25 protein-coding genes, 1 tRNA gene and 1 pseudogene are annotated in these 22362 nt (G+C 48.9%); 9 read left to right on the forward strand and 18 right to left on the reverse strand.

Annotation, left to right across the window (positions count from 1 at the left end; translation table 11 throughout):
• Positions 1-3: 3 nt before the first annotated feature.
• Positions 4-888 (reverse strand): SRPBCC domain-containing protein, encoded by an 885-nt coding sequence (locus DXZ20_RS38440; RefSeq protein ID WP_348918543.1) that lies wholly within the window; start codon positions 886-888, stop codon positions 4-6.
• A 227-nt stretch (positions 889-1115) separates the two neighbouring features.
• On the opposite strand from DXZ20_RS38440, the gene DXZ20_RS05275 reads away from it, so the two are divergent.
• Together DXZ20_RS05275 and DXZ20_RS05280 are read left to right on the forward strand one after the other, a co-directional pair.
• Entirely contained in the window at positions 1116-2513 is a 1398-nt protein-coding gene (locus DXZ20_RS05275) for an NAD-dependent malic enzyme (RefSeq protein WP_163662209.1), read from the forward strand.
• A 236-nt stretch (positions 2514-2749) separates the two neighbouring features.
• Positions 2750-3043 carry a YiaA/YiaB family inner membrane protein gene (locus tag DXZ20_RS05280; RefSeq protein ID WP_163662211.1) on the forward strand — a complete coding sequence of 98 codons (294 nt, stop codon included), beginning with the start codon at positions 2750-2752 and terminating at the stop codon, positions 3041-3043.
• Positions 3044-3048: 5 nt separating this feature from the next.
• On the opposite strand, the gene DXZ20_RS05285 is transcribed toward DXZ20_RS05280, so the two are convergent.
• Genes DXZ20_RS05285 through petN form a run of 3 tightly spaced genes read right to left on the reverse strand, consistent with a single transcriptional unit; the run spans position 3049 to position 4735 of the window.
• Positions 3049-4389: a 16S rRNA (cytosine(967)-C(5))-methyltransferase gene (locus tag DXZ20_RS05285; protein WP_163696867.1), complete on the reverse strand. Its 1341-nt coding sequence runs from the start codon at positions 4387-4389 to the stop codon at positions 3049-3051.
• Between the two features lies 1 nt (position 4390).
• Positions 4391-4627: a hypothetical protein gene (locus DXZ20_RS05290; RefSeq protein WP_163661770.1), complete on the reverse strand. Its 237-nt coding sequence runs from the start codon at positions 4625-4627 to the stop codon at positions 4391-4393.
• A gap of 18 nt (positions 4628-4645) precedes the next feature.
• Positions 4646-4735, reverse strand: a complete 90-nt coding sequence (petN, locus tag DXZ20_RS38685) for a cytochrome b6-f complex subunit PetN (RefSeq protein ID WP_006516091.1) — start codon at positions 4733-4735, stop codon at positions 4646-4648.
• 125 nt (positions 4736-4860) lie between these two features.
• On the opposite strand from petN, the gene DXZ20_RS05300 reads away from it, so the two are divergent.
• A complete protein-coding gene (locus DXZ20_RS05300) occupies positions 4861-5277 on the forward strand; it encodes a hypothetical protein (protein WP_163662215.1) in 417 nt (138 codons plus the stop codon).
• Between the two features lie 66 nt (positions 5278-5343).
• On the opposite strand, the gene DXZ20_RS05305 is transcribed toward DXZ20_RS05300, so the two are convergent.
• From DXZ20_RS05305 to DXZ20_RS05330, 6 genes are all read right to left on the reverse strand, one after another.
• Positions 5344-8238 (reverse strand): carboxypeptidase-like regulatory domain-containing protein, encoded by a 2895-nt coding sequence (locus DXZ20_RS05305; protein WP_163696869.1) that lies wholly within the window; start codon positions 8236-8238, stop codon positions 5344-5346.
• 6 nt (positions 8239-8244) lie between these two features.
• On the reverse strand, positions 8245-8670 hold the full coding sequence (locus tag DXZ20_RS05310; protein ID WP_163662219.1) for a hypothetical protein: 426 nt from the start codon (positions 8668-8670) through the stop codon (positions 8245-8247).
• Positions 8671-8858: 188 nt separating this feature from the next.
• Positions 8859-9647 carry a fimbrial biogenesis chaperone gene (locus DXZ20_RS05315; RefSeq protein ID WP_163662221.1) on the reverse strand — a complete coding sequence of 263 codons (789 nt, stop codon included), beginning with the start codon at positions 9645-9647 and terminating at the stop codon, positions 8859-8861.
• A gap of 236 nt (positions 9648-9883) precedes the next feature.
• Entirely contained in the window at positions 9884-10357 is a 474-nt protein-coding gene (locus DXZ20_RS05320; RefSeq protein WP_163662222.1) for a hypothetical protein, read from the reverse strand.
• Between the two features lie 3 nt (positions 10358-10360).
• Positions 10361-10513 (reverse strand): hypothetical protein, encoded by a 153-nt coding sequence (locus tag DXZ20_RS05325; RefSeq protein WP_163662224.1) that lies wholly within the window; start codon positions 10511-10513, stop codon positions 10361-10363.
• A 77-nt stretch (positions 10514-10590) separates the two neighbouring features.
• Positions 10591-11040, reverse strand: coding sequence for a hypothetical protein (locus DXZ20_RS05330; RefSeq protein WP_163662226.1), 450 nt, complete (start codon positions 11038-11040; stop codon positions 10591-10593).
• 245 nt (positions 11041-11285) lie between these two features.
• Here DXZ20_RS05330 and DXZ20_RS38165 point away from each other — a divergent pair, with 245 nt between their 5' ends.
• Both DXZ20_RS38165 and clpP read left to right on the forward strand, forming a co-directional pair.
• On the forward strand, positions 11286-11408 hold the full coding sequence (locus DXZ20_RS38165; protein WP_284681663.1) for a hypothetical protein: 123 nt from the start codon (positions 11286-11288) through the stop codon (positions 11406-11408).
• Positions 11409-11521: 113 nt separating this feature from the next.
• Complete coding sequence (gene clpP, locus DXZ20_RS05335) at positions 11522-12127, forward strand: ATP-dependent Clp endopeptidase proteolytic subunit ClpP (RefSeq protein ID WP_006516099.1); 606 nt, start codon at positions 11522-11524, stop codon at positions 12125-12127.
• 9 nt (positions 12128-12136) lie between these two features.
• On the opposite strand, the gene DXZ20_RS05340 is transcribed toward clpP, so the two are convergent.
• Positions 12137-12835: a hypothetical protein gene (locus DXZ20_RS05340; protein ID WP_163662230.1), complete on the reverse strand. Its 699-nt coding sequence runs from the start codon at positions 12833-12835 to the stop codon at positions 12137-12139.
• 123 nt (positions 12836-12958) lie between these two features.
• On the opposite strand from DXZ20_RS05340, the gene DXZ20_RS05345 reads away from it, so the two are divergent.
• Positions 12959-13723: a TerC family protein gene (locus DXZ20_RS05345; protein ID WP_006516101.1), complete on the forward strand. Its 765-nt coding sequence runs from the start codon at positions 12959-12961 to the stop codon at positions 13721-13723.
• A gap of 6 nt (positions 13724-13729) precedes the next feature.
• Here DXZ20_RS05345 and DXZ20_RS05350 read toward each other — a convergent pair whose 3' ends face one another.
• From DXZ20_RS05350 to DXZ20_RS05365, 4 genes are all read right to left on the reverse strand, one after another.
• Positions 13730-14119 (reverse strand): hypothetical protein, encoded by a 390-nt coding sequence (locus tag DXZ20_RS05350; RefSeq protein WP_163662232.1) that lies wholly within the window; start codon positions 14117-14119, stop codon positions 13730-13732.
• 550 nt (positions 14120-14669) lie between these two features.
• On the reverse strand, positions 14670-15539 hold the full coding sequence (locus tag DXZ20_RS05355; protein ID WP_163696871.1) for a carbohydrate ABC transporter permease: 870 nt from the start codon (positions 15537-15539) through the stop codon (positions 14670-14672).
• Positions 15536-16624 (reverse strand): carbohydrate ABC transporter permease, encoded by a 1089-nt coding sequence (locus DXZ20_RS05360; RefSeq protein WP_163662240.1) that lies wholly within the window; start codon positions 16622-16624, stop codon positions 15536-15538. Before DXZ20_RS05360 ends, DXZ20_RS05355 begins: the two co-directional genes overlap by 4 nt.
• A gap of 133 nt (positions 16625-16757) precedes the next feature.
• On the reverse strand, positions 16758-18038 hold the full coding sequence (locus tag DXZ20_RS05365) for an ABC transporter substrate-binding protein (RefSeq protein ID WP_163696873.1): 1281 nt from the start codon (positions 18036-18038) through the stop codon (positions 16758-16760).
• Between the two features lie 168 nt (positions 18039-18206).
• Here DXZ20_RS05365 and DXZ20_RS05370 point away from each other — a divergent pair, with 168 nt between their 5' ends.
• Both DXZ20_RS05370 and DXZ20_RS05375 read left to right on the forward strand, forming a co-directional pair.
• Positions 18207-18998: a M48 family metallopeptidase gene (locus tag DXZ20_RS05370; RefSeq protein WP_163696875.1), complete on the forward strand. Its 792-nt coding sequence runs from the start codon at positions 18207-18209 to the stop codon at positions 18996-18998.
• An 84-nt stretch (positions 18999-19082) separates the two neighbouring features.
• A tRNA-Arg gene (locus DXZ20_RS05375) sits at positions 19083-19156 on the forward strand.
• A 379-nt stretch (positions 19157-19535) separates the two neighbouring features.
• Here DXZ20_RS05375 and DXZ20_RS05380 read toward each other — a convergent pair.
• The 3 genes from DXZ20_RS05380 to DXZ20_RS05390 form a co-directional block, all read right to left on the reverse strand.
• A complete protein-coding gene (locus DXZ20_RS05380; RefSeq protein WP_163696877.1) occupies positions 19536-19853 on the reverse strand; it encodes a DUF1830 domain-containing protein in 318 nt (105 codons plus the stop codon).
• A gap of 443 nt (positions 19854-20296) precedes the next feature.
• Positions 20297-20512 (reverse strand): hypothetical protein, encoded by a 216-nt coding sequence (locus tag DXZ20_RS05385; RefSeq protein ID WP_163662254.1) that lies wholly within the window; start codon positions 20510-20512, stop codon positions 20297-20299.
• Between the two features lie 202 nt (positions 20513-20714).
• Positions 20715-21338, reverse strand: coding sequence for a TetR/AcrR family transcriptional regulator (locus tag DXZ20_RS05390; RefSeq protein ID WP_163696879.1), 624 nt, complete (start codon positions 21336-21338; stop codon positions 20715-20717).
• A 434-nt stretch (positions 21339-21772) separates the two neighbouring features.
• On the opposite strand from DXZ20_RS05390, the pseudogene DXZ20_RS05395 reads away from it, so the two are divergent.
• A pseudogene (locus tag DXZ20_RS05395) lies at positions 21773-22362 on the forward strand (efflux RND transporter periplasmic adaptor subunit); the annotation flags it as partial.

A 22362-nucleotide genomic window follows, 5' to 3' on the forward strand; every position in this document is an offset into this window, starting at 1 on the left:
CGATTACCAACCATCATCGCGGTAGTCTTGATCGTCACGATAGTCACGGTCTGGGTAGTTGCGATCGCTCCTCCGCTCATCAGACCCTCGACCACGATAGCCCCGGTCATCATAGCCTTGGCCACGATCCCCCTGATTGTCATAGCCCTGACCGCGATATTGCCGATCATCATAGCCACGCTGGGGATAATCACGGCCTGAGCCCTGATCCGAATAGCCTCGCTCTGGATAACCCTGGTCTGGATAACCGCCTCTACCACCCTGGTTACCGTAGCGTTGGTCATCATAGCCGCCACGACCGTAGCCACGATCGTCATAGCCCCTGTCCTGGTAGCCCCTGCCCTCCTGGTTGCCATAGCCCACATCATCATAGCCACGACCATAACCACGATCACCATAGGGATCGCGATAGTTTCTGCCATAGGGGTTGCCATAGGGATCTCGCTGAGGCTTGCCGCCACTTTCCACATAGCGCTTCAGCTGGTAAGCCATGCGTCGCAGTCCATCCCGCTCATCCTCTCGAATAAACGGTAGAAAGATGCCCGATAGGGGACCGACAAAAATATCACGATGCAAATAGCGCGTCCGCCCAGGGGTTACTTCTTGCATTTCAAAGGAATGCTCTGTTTTTAACCCTGGAATTTTCGAAACCCACCTTAGACAGTTACCTGGTCGTAAGGTGGTTACCACGGGCTGAAATTCCGTATCAGCATCGCCTTCAATGCGCTGCATCGCCAGAAATACTTCGCGACCTAGCATAAAGTTTGAGCGCGGATCACAATCGTAGAGAAACGTATTCCAATAACGCCAGTCTTCCTTACGAACCAAGGCATCCCAGACTGCAGCAGCGGTGGCATTAATTTCAATTTCAGCGTAGAGACTTGGCATAGTGCGAAGGCAATGGGGAGTGGGCAATGGGGAGTGGGCAATGGGGAGATTTTGTAGGAGCATTCCATGACACTCTCCTACAGAAAGGCACAGAGCGCCGTAGGAAAAGAAATTATTTTGTGACCGCCTTTTTATATGGTTGGTTTCAGGGGTCGCGAGATGGGACCATCAAGGCTTAACATTTTTTTACTACATACCCGCTCCCTATCATCCGAGGTTTTTAGAAAATGGTCAGCTTGACACCGAACCCTAGCTATAGTTTAACCATCCGCATGCATGTGCCCAACCAAGCAGGCATGTTGGCTAAGGTGACCCAGGCAATCGCCGATGCTGGCGGAAGCCTGGGTGACATTGATGTGGTGGAACGATGTCGAGAAAACGTTACCCGCGATGTCAGTGTGGATGCTGCTAGTGCTGAACATGCCGAGGAAATTGTCAATGCAATATATGCCCTAGAGCAGATCGAAGTGGTAAAGGTGCACGATCGCACCTTTAAGCTGCACGAAGGCGGCAAAATCCACATGGAATGCAAGGCCCCTGTGCGCAGTCAAGAAGATTTAGCCATGGCCTATACCCCCGGTGTAGGACGGGTGTGTTCTGAAATTGCGCGGCATCCGGAACGGGTGTATGACCTGACCATTAAATCCAATACAGTGGCAATTGTCACCGATGGCAGTGCCGTCTTAGGACTGGGCAATTTGGGACCCGAGGGTGCTTTGCCAGTGATGGAAGGGAAAGCGATGCTGTTTAAGGAGTTTGCAGGTTTAGATGGCTTTCCCATTTGCCTCAATACCCAGGACACCGATGAAATTGTGGAGACAGTGAAACGAATTGCGCCAGTATTTGGTGGCGTCAATTTAGAAGATATCAGTGCCCCCCGTTGTTTTGAAATTGAAGCCCGTCTTCAGAAGGAACTGGATATTCCTATTTTTCATGACGACCAGCATGGGACAGCCATTGTCAGTCTGGCCGCTTTGGTAAATGCTCTCAAGGTCGTGGGCAAAGAACCACAAATGGCAGAAATTAAACTTGTCATCAATGGTGCAGGTGCCGCAGGCCTGGCCATGGCACGGCTATTCAAGAAAGCAGGAGTTAATCACATTACGGTGTGTGATTCAAAGGGAATTATCAGTCGCGATCGCACCGATCTCAACAGCCGCAAACAAGAATTTGTCGTGGACCAAGGCGGCACCCTCGCCGATGCCATGGTAGGCGCAGATGTATTTATGGGGGTAAGCGCTCCTGGTGTCGTCACCGTAGACATGGTGAAATCCATGGCCAAAGATCCCATCGTTTTTGCCATGGCCAATCCGGTACCCGAAATTCAGCCTGAATTATTAGACGGCATCGTGGCTGTCATGGCTACGGGACGTAGCGATTACCCTAACCAGATTAATAATGTGCTGGCATTTCCTGGCCTGCTGCGGGGGGCCATTGACTGTCGTGCTGAAGCGATTACCACCAGCATGTTTTTGCATGCAGCCCATGCGATCTCAACGCTGATTCCCGACAACGAGCTACGTCCTGACCACATTGTCCCCTCAGTGTTTGATCATCGGGTAGCGACTGCAGTCGCAGCTGCCGTGCAACAAGCCGCTCGCGATGCTGGAGTAGCCAGAAACTAGACCTAGCAAACTTTGGCAAGCAAAAAGTTGTTGCACAGTCAGTTGCAGCCGGATGTCATTTAAACAAGAAATGACATCCGGCTATATCCATCAGAAATGCGATCAACTTCGGAGAACTTCGATGATGTTGGCAACAGTTGAGATCTCTTGACGTCATTGAGTACGTCTCATGGCACCTTCATCTTTCCTTTGGAGAAACTAGCACTATGGCAAACGTTTTTTCCGAAGAGAAACCAATGACGACAACTAAAAAGTTCAATACTCCCAACAGTCATACCACTGCCTGGATTGCTCAAACCTGGTTATCCTTTGTTGTTTCAATCTCAGCCACTGCTATCGGCATCATCTATTTACCAGCTGATGTCTGGTTAAAAGGGTACTTGGGTATGGGTTTACTCTTCTCTGTTGGTTCTACAGTCAGTTTATCTAAAACAATTCGCGATCAGGAAGAAGCCAAGCGTATGCTCAGTCGCATTGATGAAGCAAAATTAGAGCGGTTGTTGGCAGACTATGATCCGTTCAAACAATAATGCCCTTACACGATTCGTCGCATTCTCACCATGAAGAAACCGTCCATATCCTGTTTGTGGGGCCATACCATGGCCCACCCCTGGTTTGTAACAAAGGGTGCTACAGGAGAATCGTCTTCAGGGGGATCAATCTGCCAATCAGGGTGATCGGAGAGAAAGGCCTGAATCAAGTTTTGATTTTCATCGGGATGGAGAGTACAGGTGGAATAAACCAGCACACCATCTGGCTTCACCCAATCCACTGCGGCCTCAAGTAATTCTCGTTGTAGGGTGGTGAGACCGGCAATGGAGTTGGGCGTCTGCCGCCAGCGGGCATCGGCGTGGCGATGCAGTGTTCCCAAACCAGAACAGGGCACATCTAACAATACTCGGTCGGCAATTCCCTTAAACTCGGGATGCTCGCGACTATCTCCCATCACCGTTTCGATGCTGTTGAGCTGAAGTCGCTTGGCATTCTGACGGATCTTATTAAGGCGAGAAGAGGTGCGATCGCAACCTAACACCCGTCCCCGATCCTCCATCATTTCTGCCAGATGCGTCGTTTTTCCCCCCGGTGCTCCACAGGCATCAATCACCGTTTCACCAGGCTGGGGATCCACCAAGTAGCTAACTAGCTGGGCGCTGCTATCCTGCACCATCCACCAACCTGCTTCATAGCCTGGCAGCTGGCGCACATTTCCCATGGGACCCACAATCCTGAGGGCATCTGGAATGCCGCCATGGGGTACCACCGTTAGCCCGTGATCTGTCAGTGCAGTGGATACCTGATCAACCGTTGTACGCAATCGATTCACCCGCAGGTCAATCTTAGGGGCTTGATTGAACCATTCACAAAGCCTGGCCACATCTGCAGCAGGCACTAGCTGCTGCCAGGCTTGGATAATCCAATCGGGATAACTATGCAAAACACCGAGGGCTGCGATCTCATCGGTGGGCAACTGTAGCGGATCACCCTTCGCTTCTTGCAGGCGGATATATTGCCGCAACATGCCATTCACCACACCGCTGAGTTTGCCGAGACGCTGCTGTTTGGCCAGCTGAACTGTTGTATCTACAACAGCATGATTGGGCACATGATCCAGATAACGTAGCTGATAGAATCCAACGTGCAGAATACGACGTAAATCGGCAGGCTGCTGATCAGCTCGCCGCTTACCCAGTTGATCAATCAGCGCATCCAGGGTGCGTTGGCGGCGTACGGTGCCATAGATTAATTCTGTCGCCAAACGTCTATCGGCGGGCATCAACGCAAATTTGCCGATATTGCGCTCCAGGGCAACATCGGCAAATGCACCTTTGTCTATGTCTCTGAGTACTGTGAAGGCTAGCTGTCGCGCCGATATCAAACTATTTCTTACCCTTACGCTTATTACGTGCAGGAGTACGACTATCGGATGCCTCTTGAGAGCGCTTACGCTTGTTGCGCACAGGTACGCGATTATCCAACGCTTCCTGAGAGCGCTTGCGTTTATCTTGCCACTCTATGGCAGTTAAATAAATTACACCGCCAGTCACAAACAGCAAAAGTAGCGCTGCCAAACTAGCTAGAACACCGTACGCTTGAGCTTCTAATGCACCTGTCATCGAAATATAGCTAATCCCTTAGAAACCGTTGCGACCCCAAATTACCATCGAGATGGAGAAGCTGAAGAAAGCAAGTAATCCAACCCAACCGAGTGTCAAAATATCCATATCGCCTAACTTGCGTTGTTGACTAAACTAAAAGCGCCGCTCAATCGGCTATTTCTATCATACGGTAGATCAATGCCCGATTTTTGGGTGATGGCAAAATTGACGCAGAACAGACAGCTAATGCTATGGACCAAGAACGTGTTGAATCAATCAAAGCTGGAGGTTTGGCTGCGCTAACAGGTACTGGTGTGAGTGCTATGTTGATCGCGTTACACCCTCATCTGCTTAGTGCCAGCGCTTTGACTACCGGCATACTACGGGTTGCTGTAGCCACCGTCTGTGCATTTCTATTTGGGGTCACTTACCGCTACATCGTCCGTAACGACTCCAACCCTCACCTGCGAAGTGGTGCCGTGGGTGCCTTTGCCCTCACCCGCAGCCTGGGGCAACTAGAAAGCATCACGCCTCCAGACCTTGCTTTATCGGGTGCCTTACCCCTGGCAGTACCCATTGTCGAAAGCTTTGGTCTATTTATGTGTATCCGTTTAGTTTTGGACTGGGGTCTGAAGCAACAATGGTTTCAACCGTTCGAGTCTGATTGACTACTGGCCATAGTTTGCTGTACTGGAATACGTAAAATGTTATTCCACCAAACTCATAAATCAGGATTAGCGAGTTAGCGAGCCGATATCAAGTCTAGGGCGCTGAGTTTCAATGGCATCAGGCCTCACTTTAAAGTTGATTTCCTGAAAAGGCTCAGTACTGTCATTGAAATTGAGGATCGTATCGGCAACAGACCGCTCACCAATTTCAAAACGATAGTCTCCTTGGGGCATACCTTCCAGATAAAAGACACCAGCACCATTGGTGACAGACAGGTGACGAGAATCGGAGCTGGTATGGATTGCCTGAACGTTCTGTCCTGCCATGGCATTACCATCGGCGTCTAATACCACCCCTGAAATACTAAAAGACAGTCCCAGGGGAATCGAGAGGTGCGTGTACTCACCAGGGGCAATATCGGCAGCAAACGCCCGAGAAACGGCCTGACGATCAAGTGGAAATCCAGCCGGGTCTAAATCGATGCGATAGACCCCTGGCGCTAGGACGACTGTGGCATAGTTTTTCTGACGATGGGGCTGATAGCGATCTAAAGATTCGTGGTTGATGGTAATCAGCAGGTCTAGATCTTCTAGATATGTGGATTCTCCTGGATCCTGTTGGCCATTGTTGTTGTCATCCAGAAAAGGTTGAATCATCAACCCCCCCTGAGTTCGCAACCAGTCCTGACGTCGGTTGCCAAAATTTAAACCCTGCTGAAGATTGAGACGGGGGGATAGCTCCAGGCGAAAGGTGCTCTGGTCGGAAAAAGCGGATACCTCTTGATAGCGGGCACGCAGGTCTAACCCAGGCAGAATACCGGTGGCAAAATTGGCGAAGGGGCCACTACCGGCTGTGCCGATACCATAGCCCAGTTCGATATCCCATAGGGAACGACCGTCAATGTTGCGATCGCTCGATTGATATCGCCAACTAGCCATTGCCAGTTGACTAAAATCATTCAGGTTGCGGGTCTCATAGCCAATATTTAAGGAATGCCCCAGACTATTGGCAGGGTTTCCCGATAAATTGTAAATGAGCTGGGACTGGGTGGTAATTTCATCGCCACGATGACGCAGCCCCAGGGAACCGTAGCGGGCATTGGTATGCCAGCGGAGATTGCCATTAGTATCAACATTGGCCAGGCCAAATAGATAAAATTTGCCCCGAGTTAGATTGACTCGGGTCCCTACAGCCAGGGCATCGTCCCTGGTATTCCCTGAGGCTGTCAGGGCGATGCTGGGTAATAGCTGCCAATCGGCTCGCAGGCGTTGGGAAAAGCGATCGCTGTTAAAATCAATAGCCAGGTCATCCGTTGGTTGCCAGCGCATGTCAGCATTGACATCGACATCACTATCTCCAGGCGTTAGCATCACCGACATCGCCGCCTTAAGGGGAATATTACTGGGACTGTAAAAGACTTCACTAAGCAATGTCAGGGAACTATCCTGGATAACACCAGCCCCGAGGGTAAGGGATTCACTCACACCAGTCCGATAGCCAATACCACCTCGAAAATTATGGAAATCGCCCCAAAATTGGGGTTCCTCCTGGTTATTCCTCTGTCGATTAAATCCAGCCGATAGCACTAGGGCCGATGCCCCCATCGGTAACTGCCCTGGCAAACTTGAAAAGGTGGCATCATATTCATCCGGGCTGGCTGCCAGCTGGCCATCGGGAAAGAGCAATACCCGATAACGGCCAAAGCCTGTGGTAGCTACATCGGTAAACCGATATAGACCAGAGGAATCCACCAGAACTTCATCGATAACTTGGTTGTTACGGGCCAGCTGTACCAAGGTACCAGGCTCGGCTTCACCACTAACCGTACGATCCAGGTTAGTGGCCTGGAGACGCCGACGTGGGTTAAAACCACCACTGCCGCGCTGGGCAGGGGGTTCAAATCCCCAGCGTTGCACCAGGGTCGCCCCCCAATAGTCACCACCTTGACTTTGCCAAAAAGTGGGCTGGGACCCCAGGGTATAGTCGCTATGGTCACCATAGTGCAAGTACTGTAGTTCATTTAGATACCAGCTCGATTGGTCATCTAGACTGGGTTGATCGATTTCGGCATACCACGCCCCCCCAAAGGCTGTTCCCACCGCATTGAATCGTCCCCGCCAGTTAGTGGAACCGGACCGATCACCACTAGCGGTACGTCCCGACAGGGTGGTTTGTTGGCCAATGCCACTGAGGCTAAACCGATTTGAGTTCAACTCAGGTAGTCCATCGGTGACAATAGGGGCGACAACGGTTTGTTGCTGTTGCGACCGTTGCTCCGGTGGGGCAAACCGAATCACATAATCGGCCATGTCAAAGGTGGCGGAGATGCCCAAATAGGCCTCTATCTCAGCAATGGAGAGCACCCGCCCCAGGTTTGGATCGATGGTAAATTCATTGGGATGAATACGGGTAACCGCAGCTGGCGATCGCAACTCCAGCTCGCCATCATCCCAAACAGTGACCTGCACATTGAGCACCTGCACCACATCATCAAAGGACAGTTGCCACTGTTCAAAGTCAATGGGGCGCTCACCATTTTCATTCCCCTTAACCAAGGTAGTGGGCAAAACATTGCGATTCCCCAGGCTCACCCCCACTGGAAATACAACAAAGTCAGGTGTAGAAGTATTAGGATCAAGGGTAGGAGCATTATTCTCCCCAGGCTCAACATCATCTTCAATATCCACCACAGCTGCATCTGAACCTTTTTCAGCAATAGACTCAGCAGGAACTAGTGCATTAGGCTGGAGAGAATCTGTAGTTTCAGAAACTGGCTCAGAAGAAAAGAGTTCTCTGGGGTGAGGAGAGTCTTTATTTAGGTCAGATAATTCCTCTGACTCCCCATAGGCTCTCCCCCCTGGCAGGGGTAAACTCTCAGCCAGAGCGACAGTGGTCAACAACAACAGCCACCAAAGGGTGACAAACAGGTGTAGACTGCATCGCCAACTTACCAGGGCCATGGTTGTTTACAAAGGAGTCACGGTGAGTCGCACAGTATAGGTATAACGCCCTGGTGGATAGGCTTGGGGACGTTCCACCCGCATCCGGACACCAAGATCAACGCTGCCGGTTTCCCTGATTAGTAGTGGGTGACCATGGACCACTTCGTTGCCATTATGGCTCACATAGCCAGTATGCTGGGTGCCCACTGGATCAGTAAATCCAGCAGGTGTGGGGGGTGTGGCCATAATGGCAAATGGCTCGCTCACCTGAAGATTCAAAATAGCCGGATCGATGGCTTCTAATGTGGTTTGGCCAGCATCAACAATGTCTAAGGGGGATAGATCGACTAGGTGGCTATTGATGATTTGAGCGTGTGCCGGGGCTGAACCAAAAGCCACCAGTCCCCCCACCAAAACTGATGGCAGCATACGCAACAACACAGTGTCCATAATGGTGTGAATAGTGATGTGAATGGTACGAACGAGAGAATTTAAACCAGAGAATGTGAACCAGATAAAACCGCGTCCGAATTTAATCAACCCGATTAAACATGAACACTTTCGTAGGGGCAATCCTTATCATTGCCCTGCGATATCGGGGGCAGGTGTCCAGGATTTCGTAAATACAATTTGTGTTGTCAGGAAACGTTGAGTGAGACAGAAAACGGTTGAGTTAATTCTGTTTCACCATCGCGCCAGCTCAGTTCCCCCGTAATTTCATAGGTCCCTGGGGTGAGAGGGCGATCAGGGATAAGATGCAGATTGCGATCTCCACCCGCCATCACACTAGTCGAAATCGTTTCGCCGCTAGTCACTGTCTCACCAACCCGCTGAATCGTCCACTGGGCCTTAGGTCGAGCGGAACCTGAGCCACTGTTGGCCACCAGTAATTCGACGTACTGTTGCTCCACATCCCACTGGGCACCGGTGACAGCCAGACTAGCAGTTACTTTTCCTTGACGCACATAAATAGTTGCCCCCACACGGGTAACAATACCGACGTTACTGCCCACCTGACGTGTTGCATCCAAGGGTTCAGTAAAAATCACGGCCCGATATTCTCCCTCCGGTAGATTGGGGGGAAATATGCTAATTAACCTAACCCTACGCTCACTTTGGGCTGGAATCACCAATTCACGTGGCGAAAACTGCAAGTAGGGGGTGAGATCCTCTGGTGAATTTTCCAGCAGCATAAACCCATTATCCCGTTCATAGGTAAAAGGCTCAGCATAAACCCGCACCCGCATAGCTTCACCCCCATTATTGTTAACGCGCAATACCCCCTGGGCTCGGCCTCGTTGGGCCTCTGTTTCGATGACCAACGGTGACAGCCCCATTTGGGCAAAGGCTACAGGACTCGTAACTAAGCAAGCTAGGCCAACCGCCCAACCGCACCAGCGACTGGCCCCATGAAACGGTAATGACATTCTGGGTCGTGACATTCTAGGATAAGTTCTAGAGAACAAGACTTAGCAACATAGCCCTAAGATGCCCAGGCAAGTTTATGTGTCATCGTTGCAGGTCAGTTTTGATTTGACTCAGCATCATGCAGGGATTTCTCGCTAATGCCATTTTTAATAACCCAAAAACAGCGTCTCCACCTATCCGAGAAAACACTGTTTTTTGCACCTTGTCCTATGTTGTTATTTAGGATTTTAAGTTTCTAGTTGGGCGTAGCTGTAACCGTGACACTAAACCCATAGTTACCGCTAGGGATGGGAGATTGGTTATCGTAAGCCATGCCAACATTTAGTTGGGTCAGCCCTGGGGAAATAAATACAGTGTCACCTCCCAGGGGAGTACCGACTGGAGCCATAAAGCTCTCCTGAAAACCAGTGATACTCAAGGCTGGCCCAGCAGTCTGCATTGGAGGAGCTGCTGTCACTACGGCGGGGCCATTGCAGTCAGCTGTGATCTGGGCTGGAGTGCCATAACCCTCATCAGCGAAGAACCGATAGCCCATGGAACCCCCACCATCCGCTTCAATCTGACCGCTGCTGACCAGGCTTAAAAGACACTGCTCATAAACCACCCCATCAAAAGGCACATCTAGACTATCATCGGCAAAGGCTTTGGGGGTCCAACAGACCATGGCCCCAAGCATCAAAACAGAACAGGCGACAAAATAACGTTTCATAATTCAGGCAATAGTTTGATGATCAATCAATGCGTCTACCAAATCCAAATTCAGTAACCCCGATTCACCATGGACACCCTCCTTAGAGGTGCGCCTTGGTAGGGGCTGTGCCTTGGTAGGGGCACCTTGCGCCAGCCCTGGGATACCAGACGCCATCAACCAGGATTTGATATTGAATATATAGGGAATAGCTCTAATTGTTCTGGTGTTGAGCTACCCCTAAAAACTGTCGTTTAGTTAGGCGTTGCCGTTAGCAGCACATTGAAAAGGTAATTACCATTTTCAATAGGGGTATTGCCACTGTCGGCATGCATTTCTATCCCAAAACTTTCACCACCAGCGGCCACACTAATATTCTGGCTAGGACCACCATTAGTGGGAATTAAATCAGCAATCGCGAAGGGGAATGGGGTAGTTCCCTCAACTTGGTTCACACTGGTCACCATAACATTGGCGGGAGAGCTACAGTTGGCAGTCACCTGGGCAGACTCTCCTACTAGCATATAGCCACTAGAAGAATCACGCTCTAATGAGCCCGGGCTATCCACAGTAAATTCGCAAATGTTGGTGATGGTGCCCTCAAATGGTACTTCAAAGTCTTCGGCAGAAGCTTTGGGGGCCAGTACTGCGACTGTACCTGCTGCGATCGCAAGCGCCAGGAAGGCAGAACAGCGAATCATCATATAAGCTTGAGCTCCAAATCAATTTTCTCTTTTGTAAGCCAAACACCCAATCCCAAATCTTTTCTGCATTAGCGTTTGTACTTGCTTCCACCATATGGGTTAGTTAGGTTAAGTTCCCTGGGCAAGATTACGGGATTAACGATTTGCTATGGGTAAACCTGTCCGTAGTCTTTACGGAATCAATTACCCCAAAGCTATGTCAAAACACTGGTTAGGGGCGCTAACCTACATTCAGGTTAAAACCCTTGGTTTTTCCCACAGACAAACTAGTACCCGATGGCAGACATTTGGCAGCGATTTCATCCCCCCATCCACCCATCGACTCATCCACATTGGATAGTGGGCAAACTTACGCCACAGAGTACTAGTGTCCTAACTAGAGACAAGGTCTAGTTTAAATCGGGTTATCCGCACTCCCCCATTGCCCCAACTAAGTCTGTACAATCGATAAAGCAAGAAAAGAACCCATACTTAGGCCCTTATGATTCCTACCGTTATTGAGCAGTCGGGTCGCGGTGAACGCGCCTTTGATATTTACTCCCGCCTTCTACGGGAGCGCATTGTATTTTTGGGGCAACAGGTGACAGCTGAGTCATCCAACCTGATTGTGGCGCAGATGCTCTTTCTAGAGGCCGAAGACCCAGAGAGAGATATCTATCTGTATATCAATTCTCCTGGTGGTTCCGTATATGACGGTCTGGGCATCTTTGACACCATGAACCACATCAAGCCCGATGTCTCCACCATCTGTGTGGGTCTGGCGGCTAGTATGGGAGCATTTTTGCTAAGTGCGGGTACCAAGGGTAAGCGCATGAGCCTGCCAAACTCACGCATCATGATTCACCAGCCTCTGGGTGGCGCTCAAGGTCAGGCGACTGATATTGAAATTCAAGCCAAGGAAATTCTTTACATTAAGAAAACATTGAATGATGCCCTGGCAGCTCACACTGGTCAGCCCATTGAACGCATTACAGAAGACACTGAGCGCGACTTCTTTATGTCCCCCAGTGAAGCGGTTGAATACGGTTTGATCGATCAGGTGATTGATCGTCATGCCATTGGCAGCCGTCCAACTGTAGTTGAGTAGGGCTCAAAACTACCTCATACTTGGAGTTGCCTGAGATTCTAGATACAGCAAAAACGTCAGAATTTCTTCGTCCGTTAACTGCTGACGGGAGCGTTTATTAAAGGTTTTCTCTAGATAGCTTCGCCCTTGTACATTACTCCAGCCAAGACGAGCCATTTCTACATCGGTCTGGGCAATGATGTCCGACAGATCTACAGGGTTGGTATCGTCAAAATTTTCGATTGCTGTGGCGGCCAGGGATGATGCTGGAACCTCAGAAGGAGCTGGAGCTTCATCCGGTGTGATGCTGTCAATGGGCCGACCTATGTCTTCCGAGTCTTCAATCTCAGGTTCGACAGGTTCGACAGATAGATGGGTTAATTCTGGTTTCTCAGATGGGGCGGTTTCACTAACGGGAATGGAGGTATCTGTAGCTTGTTGTGCGGAGACACTCGGCTCAGGGACCAATTGCTGAGGTTTGACAAGACCGTTTTTGTGCTCCTGGGAAGTCCCTTGAGCAAAGCCCAGCATCGCCAGGGCACGGGCTTTTGCCTGATCATCTGCCTCGGCCAGGCTAGCATCTGCGGCTAAGGCTGTAACAATTACTGTTTCGCCAATTGTCACGGTGGCTTTCACTAGATATTGCTCGGCGTGGGTTGTAAGCAGTTCAGTCGTTAGGCTGCCATCGGTATACTGGTGACGAAATTGGGCAAAAAGTGAGGAAATCACGGGCGGGAAATCCGTTGACTAGGATGTCGGTGAATAGTATCCGATCTATTCTAAACAAGGGTGTACCTATGCCCGACTGCCAAGGACATGTTTACTGCAATGACCGCAAACTGTAAGGGCTAAATGTTAGATCAGTTACTTGAATGGTCGCCTAATTTAGGTCTGGACACATTACTTCTATTACCGGTGCTGATCGCTCTGGAGGCTGTGTTATCAGCAGATAATGCGATCGCACTTGCTGCCATTGCCCAGGGCTTGGAGTCCGAGGAACAACAAAAGCGCGCACTCAACCTGGGACTGCTCGTCGCCTTTGTGCTGCGCATGACTCTTATTTTGACGGCCAGTTGGGTCCTAAAGTTCTGGCAGTTTGAAGTCGCGGGTGCAGCCTATTTATTATGGCTGGTGTATCAGCACTTTAGCGGTGATACCGATGATGAGCAGCACCACGGCCCTAAGTTTGCATCCCTGTGGCAGGCGATTCCCATCATTGCCTTTACGGACTTAGCATTTTCCCTAGACAGCGTCACAACAGCCATTGCCCTGTCCGATGAAGTAGCCATTATTCTTCTCGGTGGTACCATCGGTATCATTGCCCTGCGGTTTATGGCAGGGCTATTTATCCGCTGGCTCGATGAGTATGTTTATCTAGAAGATGCAGGCTTTGTCACCGTTGCCTTTGTGGGCCTACGGTTACTCGTCAGGGTTATCAACGAAAGCTGGGTACCGCCAGACTGGGCCATGTTAGCCCTGATTGCCGCTGTCTTTGCTTGGGGTTTTTCTAAACGGGTGGAACCCGCAGTGGATGATGAGGTCGCACTTAAGGTACCTGTGATTACCGCCATAGAAACATCTGAAGACGAAGAAGATAAGGTCCTTAGCAAAGACTAATCAAACCTAGCCAAACCAATAGGAGGGCATGCAAGTTTGGGTCATATCTTGCACACTCAAGGATGGCTCGATGGTTTCGGTTTCTTCTGTGCTATTCAATAAAAGGTCAAGCTGCTCTTGCAAAATGTACTCAATACCCCAATAGATATAGCTTTCTAGTCGTAGTTCTAGATCTACAAGCTGATGGAGATATTGGGGTAAGCACTGCCATTCTTGCGGATTATTGAGCTTTGGCATTGCCTTCTTGAGCTGACATTCAACATAATCCAGTAGTAATTGTTTAATCGCCCCATTACCTAAAGCTGTTTGATATGGATAAGCCGGGTATGCGGCTACGACGCTATCAACCTTATCTGATAGAAGCTGAGATACTGAGCTGGTAGTGCATTGCATCATTAAAATCTCTCTAAAAATCGTGTTCTAACTATTGGCATAAGTCGCTAAAACAGCCAGTGCAAAATCAAGCTGAAACGTGAGGATGTAAGCCCTATTGCTTGAGAGATTTTGAAATTTTGTACGTCGCAGGCCATACGTTGACGCGTACCACCACTGCAGCGTACTTGCGACTCCCTGTCCTAACCCCTATTCCTAAGCTCGACGAACTAGTCAACAATGACTGGTCGTACCTCTTATGCCTACCAATACAGAGTAGGGAGAAAATCTAAAGATTTTGTGAGCATCTGGTCATCATTGTGAGCAGACCCTCAAGTATGCTCACTTTATTTTTAGATTGATTTAGCCACCAGTCGCGTACGGAAACCTGGGGTTCGGTCTTGAGGTATCTAAAGTTGCCTACATATAGCCCATTGGAGAACACGCCATGAGGTATTGCCTCTGCTGCAATCATTCGCTGCTGCGCCATATTCGGCAGAATAGTCTGTACTGGTATTGCCCCAGCTGTCGTCAGGCGATGCCAGAGGCAACTGTTGGTGTTCATACTCAACGGTTATCCCTTCACCGAACCCGCCAACAATCCACGCACAAAATAACGCTGTAGGGCAAAAAAGACCGCCAGCGGCACCACCATAGAAATAAAGGCTCCAGCGGTGAGTAAATGCCAGTCTTGTCCCCGGTCTCCCACCAGGTTGCGTAACACCAGGGTGACTGGGGCAACGTCTTGGTTGCCACCCAGATACACCAGGGCTACCAGCAGGTCATTCCACACCCAGAGGAATTGGAAAACGGCGAAGGATGCGATCGCAGGCATCGACAACGGCACAATCAACCGCATAAAAATCTTCAGGTGAGACGCACCATCCACAGCAGCGGCCTCAATTAAGTCTCGGGGTAGTGAGCCAATATAGTTACGCAGCAGATAGATACCCAGGGGTAAACCATAGCCGGTGTGGGCTAACCAAACCGCTAGAAAACTGCCTGCTAAGCCCAGATCGTTATAAGCTCGCAGCACCGGAATCAGTGTCATCTGCAACGGCACCACCAGCAGACCCACAATGGCCACAAACAACGCCTGCCTTCCAGGGAACTGCATCCAGGCTAGGGCATAGGCGGCAAATGTGGCAATGGAAATGGGAATCACCGTAGCCGGGATGGAAATCACCAGACTATTGAGAAATGCCTGCCCCATGCCCTGGCTGGTGAGTACATCGATATAGTTACCAATGTGAAACTGGGCGAGGTCAAAGGGATGGCTCAAGACCGTCCACCAGCCATTTTGCAGCAGGGCATCTCTGCGACGGAAAGAGCTGATCAGGAGACCGGCAGTGGGTAGCGTCCAGAGAAATGCGATCGCAATCACCGCTGTGTGCAATGGCAATCTCTCCCACCAGGTAGGAGCTGACGTACGAGCAATTTTCATCGGTTAGCCTCCTGCTGGGTAAAGCGACGAATATTGGTGACCATCACCGGAATGACCGCTAGCAACAGTACAGTGGCAATGGCACTACCACGACCAAAATTCCTAAAGTTAAACATTTCCTTGATCATGCGGCTGGCAATCACATCGGTATCCAGGTTGCCACCGGTCATCACATAGACAATGTCAAATACCTTGAGCACCGCAACCACCACCGTTGTCGTCACCACCGTAATGGTCGGCATAATCATCGGAATGATAATGCGTCGAAAAATCTGAAACTCATTGGCTCCATCAATGCGGGCAGCTTCAATCACATCTTTAGGAATGCCCTTGACCGCCGCTGACAACAACACCATGCAAAACCCCGTTTGCAGCCAAATCATAATGACAATCAGCGCCAGGGTATTCAGCGGCAACAATGTGGGTAACCAAGGAATGACAGGCACTGAAAGCGTTTCCCACAAAGGCTCTAGAAGACCATCTCGTTCAATCAGCCAACCCAGGGGCTTCCATCCCACTACCTGGCGTACCGCATTAAGCACCCCAATCTGATCGGTCCCCGCTGGCTTAAAGGCATAGACAAATCGCCAAATGACACTGGCCCCCACAAAGGAGATCGCCATGGGTAAAAAGATTAGCGACTTAGCCGCCGACTCATATTTCACCCGATCCACAAGGACCGCAATAATCAGACCCAGCCCTACGCTCAATCCTGACACCAGCACTAACCACAGCAGGTTATTACGAAAGGCAATCACCATATCTGGATTGGTGAGAGCAAAGGCATAGTTTTTCAGCCCCACAAACTTGACTGAACGGCTGTCAAAAAAGCTGATATAAAGCGTTCGCAGTGTCGGTAATACCAAATAGGCCGTCAACATCAGCACCGCTGGTCCCATATAAACCCAGGGGAGAAGGCGATCTTTCCAGGGTCGAGAAAAGCGCTCTACCAGCAGATTGAGTCCGTAGAAAATAGCAAAGGTGCCAATAGAACCAAGTGCGATCGCAATCAACGCCGTCAGAATTCTGAGTAGGTTGGGTTGAGTTCCCGCGAAACCCAACAAGCTCAAGGTCATCAAATCCATTGGTTCACCTTTTGCAAAACACAATAATGCATATGTTGTTGATATCGAGAAGATATCGTTTAAAGCATTACATTCAGGAAATGTTGGGTTTCATGCCTCAACCCAATCCACGGTAATTTTGATTGGAGGCAGATTATTCTGGCCAGCTGGCTTCAATCGTATCCAACACGTCTTCCACCGGTTCACCAGCCACATATTCCACGACACCAGCCCAAAAGGTACCAGTACCGACAGCGCCTGGCATCATATCCGAGCCATCAAACCGAATCGTCTCAGCATTGCCTAGAAATTCCGCCTGCTTTTTACTCAGTGCATCAGGGTAGGCATCCAGGCTTACCTGTTTGTGGGGCGACAAGAACCCCCCCAAACCGGCCCAAATCTCATGGGGTGTCGGCGTTGCCAAATATGCCATCAACGCCTGAGCTTCAGGAGTGTTGTTAAACATGCCAAACACATCTCCAGCCACCAAGACAGGTGTACCGTAGGCCGGGTCAATCCCTGGTAGCAAAAAGATATCCACATCCTCTTCCAAATTCACATCCTCAGGGAAAAAGCTGGCAATAAAGTTAGCCTGACGATGCAAATAGCAGGTCGGCGTATCACCAAACAGTCCCTGGGGCGCATCTCCAAAAGGCGTACTAATCGCTCCAACCGAGCCACCTACTACATAGCTCTCATTTAAGACAATGTCACCAAACTGTTCAAAGGCCACTTGTACCGCATCATCATTAAACGGAATCTCATGGTTAATCCACTGGTCGTACATCTCAGGACCAGCCGTCCGTAACATAATATCCTCAACCCAGTCAGTGCCTGGCCAGCCAGTGGCTTCACCGCTCTCCAACCCCAAACACCAGGGATTAGCACCAGCAGCAACAATTTGATCGCTAAGGGCCAACATTTCATCCCACGTCGTCGGCACGGTAAACCCTTGGGCTTCAAATGCTTTTGGGTTATACCACACCAGACTTTTTACCGAAGCTCGGTACCAAATACCATAAAGACTCTCGTCAAAAGTAGCCAAGGATAGCCAAGTTTCAGGATAGGCTTCAGCCAATGTCGCCTCATCCATAAACTCCGTGATAGGAACCATTTGCCCTGCCTCAGCAAAGCTAGCCATCAACCCCGGCTGAGGAAACATAGCAATATCCGGCGCATCACCGGACTCCACACGCACAGGCAACAACGTTGCAAACGAATCAGTGCCCTCATAGATCACTTCAATGCCCGTTTCCTCTTCAAAGGGCTTGAGGGCTGCTTCTAATTTTTCCTGCTGTTCTCCGACAATCACACCCAGGATAGTCACCGTATTGTCAGCACTCTCGGATGATGCCCCATCACCTCCGCCACCACAGGCACTCAGCGTTAATAGTGCCGCTATTGATAACCCTAATCGCGTTTTTAATTGGGCCATGTTTAAGGAATCCGATTATTAAACAGCAATTTTCTTTGTTCACATAGTATCAAGGTGAATGGGCAATGGGATCCCGTAGGAACTGCCCTGGTGGCAGCCCTTCATCTTGGCAAAGCATAAAGAAGCCATAGTTCCATGGAACCCTTCGGTTAAACTGATGAGACACAAATGGACTTTGTCACCGTTGCCATGGTGCAGTTAGAGCTGTTTCCACCCTCCGATCCATCAACTGATTTTGACTACACCGTTCGCAAAAGCAAGCGAGCCAAGCACGTGTCTATCAAAATCGAGGTAGATGGCCGTGTGGAAATAGTCGTACCGCCTCGATATAACTGCAAAAATCTACCGGATCTTATTGCCAAACGTCGTGACTGGATTCTGAAAAATCGAGCTCGATTACTAAACGAGCACCAAGATACAGCAACTGATTGGCAGACAACTCAGCCAGATAAACTGGAGTTGCGGTGGCAAGCACCCCTAGCCCAAAGCGCCCCCAGTGAAACATGGCAGGTGAGCTACGAGGCGGATAATGGCCCGACTTTATGTATTCCGTTGCCAGGTCATGGGCTGAAAGTGCGCGGCAATGTTGACCATGTACCTACGTGTAATCAGGTGCTGTGTGAGTGGCTAGGCCATAAGGCCCATCGGGAGCTAGTGCCGTGGCTACGCCAACTCAGCTTTGATTTGGATTTACCGTTTAAGCGCCCTTCAGTTAGAGGGCAGAAAACTCGCTGGGCTAGCTGCTCTAGCAGCAAAAACATTAGCCTCAATTACAAGCTGTTGTTTTTACCTAAAGAGGTGGTGCACTACGTACTAGTACATGAGCTATGTCATACAGTACACATGAACCATTCACAGGCATTTTGGCGGCTTGTGGATGATAAGATGCCTGGGTTTGAGCCCTATCGAAAGATCCTGAAGAATGGGTGGAAATACATACCACGCTGGGTAGAAAACTGAGCGCTATTCAGCCAACTTGCGGATTTTACTGACGGCATCCTTACGGACAAGATTGTAAGGTGTATCTTTATATAGGTTAGCTTTGGGGCTGTAGCTCAGCTGGATAGAGCAACCGCCTCCTAAGCGGTAGGTCGCGCGTTCGAATCGCGCCAGTCCCGTACTTAAATCATCAAACCGTCCAGCAAAGTCTGGACCAATCGTCAATACCAGATATACCCATAAATACACCACCCAGAACGCTATCCAGCGATCTAGAAAGTTAGCTGGAATTGATGCAGTGATAGGAGAGAATATTTGAAAGGGGATATTTAGCCTACACAGAGTATAAAGATTCTGGAGTTGAATGGTTAGGAGAGATACCTGCACATTGGACAACGACAAAAATTAGGCGTTGCTGAATGCAGGTATGATTTTAGACCGGGACTGGAACATCCCAAAAATTCAAAATGAATCACAGATGGGTAAGTTCCACCAATAACGTAATGAAAAAAAGGTTAATCAGCGCAATTGTGAATAGCAGGGACCATTCACAATATTTCATAGTACTTGGGTAACGGCTGGCGTTGAACTCGCCTCAAATTGTTGGGGAAGCTCTAATTGCTCTGCATGGCGAATAAGACTACAGGAAATTCGATCAGTCAATATGGTCGTCACCATCTCGCATGAATGGATTTCTAATAGTGCTTCTGGAAATGCATGGAATACTAGCTGCTGCCCCGAAAATACCACACGCTCAAAATACCAATTGGGAATATTGGTAATTCGAACGATTTGTAATCTGTCTGTGGGATTTAAATAACAGCAAGCAATATATCCAGAAACATTGTCAGGCAAGGGATCTATCGTGTTATTCATGATTTGATTTATAGTCGAATGAAAATGAGTTTATTAAGGAAGGTTCTAAATAACTGACTGCCAAGCCAGCAACAATGCCACTAGTACGCTTAGACTTAAATCATTTCTAATGACAAACATCCGTAGCTCAGGACTGATTGCAACAATACTGTGGCGCTCAATCTCCGAGTAGGCCAAATTTTGCCTGTCTAGAATTCTTTTAAGGGCCAATTATTTGTTTTATTCGTTAACCTTAACCTAAGTTAGCAAGTTATTTCGTATTACTTTGTGCTTTAACGTTGTTTCTAGATTTTTAATGGGGTTACGGACAACTTTCCCCAAATTTTTGGATTCCCAGAGTTGGGGCTTTCTACTTCTATCGTCCCAGAATCATCGGGTAAGAGGCGAAAATAACTGATCTATCTTTGACGTAATGACCAGCCCATTATGGACCAATCACTAGCCTACATACATTGCTCCAGATAAATCGCTTGAATCAAAGGTTGACGATCAGTTAAATACTGCCGAATTTCTACATGCTCTTGGGGCGAAAGCCGGACTCGATTATCGATTCTATGGAGTATCAACCGCATCTGCTCACAGCTGAAATTTCCTTCCCTATGGACGACCGGTGTTTCGTCAATGACAGACCAGACTAACCTCATTAGACCGACATCCATAGGACCCTCCCATGAGTATTTTTACTCACTGGATATTATATCGCGCATTTTATTTTTTCTTAAGAATTGAAAAAAATTACTTGATGGTAGCCCTATTCAAAGGAATAGCAATGCCTTTAAGGTCATTTAAGTCCGTTTGACTACCAGGGAGGAGTAGAAATTAATTGGCTCTATTCTGGCACTATTGTTGCCTGTATCGTCCCTAAACAGACATTCCGGGGGTCAAGAATCGCACCAAATACTGCACTGCACAATCAACGTCTTCTGGTTGACTACTTTTCAATAATGAATCTGGTTTCCCTGCCTCATTTTGCACTCGGATCATTGTTGCAATTACGAGATCCAACTTCCAGTTCAATTCTCGCTGCGAGCAGTCAGGAATTATTTGCTGCAGAATTTTGAGAAATGCCAGGCGGCTCTCCATAAATTCCCCACTAGCAATACTTTGCAGCGGTTCTGGCTCACTCCAACAACGCCCCATAAACTGAGCCCGCACTGTTCGAAATGACTCATTTTGAACAATCTTTTGAAAACATGGTTTTAGAAATGCCGTCAGGATTTCTTCAATCGATGGCAAAGTCTCTTTTTTCTGAAGTTCGTTGAGAATAGCCAACTGCTCAACAACAATTGGCTTGGCAATACGAGAAAAGATTGCTCGAAACAGCTCTTCTTTTGAACCAAAGTGATAGTTAACCGCCGCCAAATTCGCATTGGCTTGATTGGCAATGGCCCGCACAGTAGTCCCTGCATACCCCCGCTCGGCAATTAACTGTTCGGCTACATTCAGAAGTTGCTCTTTGGTATCAGCGGATGCTGCACTCGCCATTGAAGTTATCTATGCTCCTAAACTAAACAAATACTTAAATCAGTTGGGTATGTCAGCCATCATAAGCGACTACCAGGACATAACATCCAGGATTCGCCTCAGCAAAGGATGAACTGAAAAAAATCATTTTTTATTTGCCAATTATTCAAACGTACGTTTTAATTATATCAAACATACGTTTGAATGAAGTCTACAGTCTTACCTGCGTTTTTGCTTCTGGCAGAATGCAACAATTCACCCTGGGCTTAAGTCTCAGGGCTAACTGAATCAAAACCCACTAAAGGGGTTGAAGATCCATAAAAGCGATAGTTAGGGCTTCGTCGTCTACATTGCCCCTTGAGTAGACAGCCTCAAATTAGCGCTGGATTTCGATAGCACTTATTATCAACCACTGTTCAAACATACGTTTGCTTTTTTGATGGACTGATAGCGCCATGACCTTTAAATCACCAGGATTAAACTCGGCATTATCCACAGTCTTTGGTATTTCTCGCCAACGTCTGGCTTTAATTTGCCTGGGCACCATAGGATTCCTTATGATCGGTATCCCCAGAATAAAAGAGCGTATTGCTAGCTCAGCTGAGGTGCCCTCCGAACAAGCAGAAAGAGTTTTGCCCGTAGAAACTCTAACGGTAACTCCAGTAAGTAGCTATTTAGTGTCGCGCACCTACACAGGGGAAATTGCATCGCTACGGGCCAGTGAACTGGGGTTTGAACGTAGCGGGCAACTGGTGGAAGTCCTGGTAGTCGAGGGAGAAGTTGTAGACACTGGCGCTCCCCTTGCTCGCTTAGATATTCGTAATCTAAAAACTCAACGCCAACAACTGCTGGCAGAAAAAGCCCGAGCCAATGCCCAATTAATGGAACTGCAAACAGGGGCTCGGTCAGAAGACATTGCTGCCGCTGCCGCTGCTGTTAGGGACTTAGAAGAACAGTTACGGTTACAGCAAGTGCAGCGTACACGGCGTGACTCTCTCTACACCCAAGGGGCCATTTCTCGCGAAGAACTAGATGAGTTCTCCTT

The organism is Adonisia turfae CCMR0081 (assembly GCF_011009555.1).
Classification (GTDB): domain Bacteria; phylum Cyanobacteriota; class Cyanobacteriia; order Phormidesmidales; family Phormidesmidaceae; genus Leptothoe; species Leptothoe turfae.